Here is a 903-nt window from a genome sequence, read left to right on the forward strand (position 1 = left end):
GTATCGCAACCAAATTCGTGTCTCACGAAATAAGTCCCTTAGAGCATCTTAAAGACTGCCAAGTCTATCAGCTCCGTGTAAAGCTCAATAGCGGTGAGAAACTCACCCGAACAGAGAAAAATTGGATTACCCAAGCGGTCAATAGTAACTGCTTTTTCAGAAATGCTATCCCCTTATTGGGCTACCGATTTGACTTTTCCGATGTGCTGAGAAAGTTCATTGTAAAGCAGTATAATACTTGGTATGAATACTATGCTATCGACCGCACCAGCCTCCGTGCCTATCTTTATGGGCGCATAGACCAAATAGTAGAAATTTAGTAACCTAATAACAAATAGAACGCTTATGAATATCGTAGGAAGACTTACCGAAAATGCACAAGTACAAACCCTATCAAATGGCAAACAAGTCGTTAATTTCTCTGTAGCAGTGAACGACAACTACCGAAACAAAGCAGGTGAAAACGTACAACAAACCTCCTTTTTTGACTGTGCTTATTGGCTCAGTACGGGAGTTGCTCCGTATCTTACCAAAGGCACATTGGTTGAATTGGAAGGACGAGTATCGGCAAGAGCGTGGCTCAATCGTGAGGGAGAGCCTCAAGCAGGCTTGAACTTTCACACCTCCAAAATCAAATTCCACTTTAGCAAGAAAGCAGAAGTAACACCTAATACCTCTGCAAGTGAGACAAATAACGCAAATGCCATAACACCTTTGCCAAAGCCCCAAGTCACAGCAGGGCAAGTCGCAGAGGAAGACGAGGACGATTTACCTTTCTAAATGTATAACCCTTTAAAATTGAACAGAAAATGAATATCAGCAAAACACCTACAACACACCTATTGGTGCGTGCCTATACCAATAGCGAATGGGATAGTTGCGACTTTGCTCTTATCAGCCTTA

The 903-nt window shown here is 42.3% G+C and carries 2 protein-coding genes; both read left to right on the plus strand.

What is annotated here, in order from left to right; translation table 11 throughout:
* Positions 1-2 precede the first annotated feature (2 nt).
* Positions 3-320, plus strand: coding sequence for a hypothetical protein (locus HMPREF1551_RS06030; protein ID WP_034544388.1), 318 nt, complete (start codon positions 3-5; stop codon positions 318-320).
* Positions 321-345: 25 nt separating this feature from the next.
* Positions 346-780 carry a single-stranded DNA-binding protein gene (locus HMPREF1551_RS06035; RefSeq protein ID WP_009413225.1) on the plus strand — a complete coding sequence of 145 codons (435 nt, stop codon included), beginning with the start codon at positions 346-348 and terminating at the stop codon, positions 778-780.
* Positions 781-903 lie beyond the last annotated feature (123 nt).

Origin of the sequence: Capnocytophaga sp. oral taxon 863 str. F0517, assembly GCF_000466425.1 — a bacterium.
GTDB lineage: Bacteria > Bacteroidota > Bacteroidia > Flavobacteriales > Flavobacteriaceae > Capnocytophaga.

What these genes read in the sequence shown, in the direction of transcription:
- HMPREF1551_RS06035 (WP_009413225.1), top strand. Translation starts at nt 346, where the DNA reads ATGAATATCGTAGGAAGACTTACCGAAAATGCACAAGTACAAACCCTA.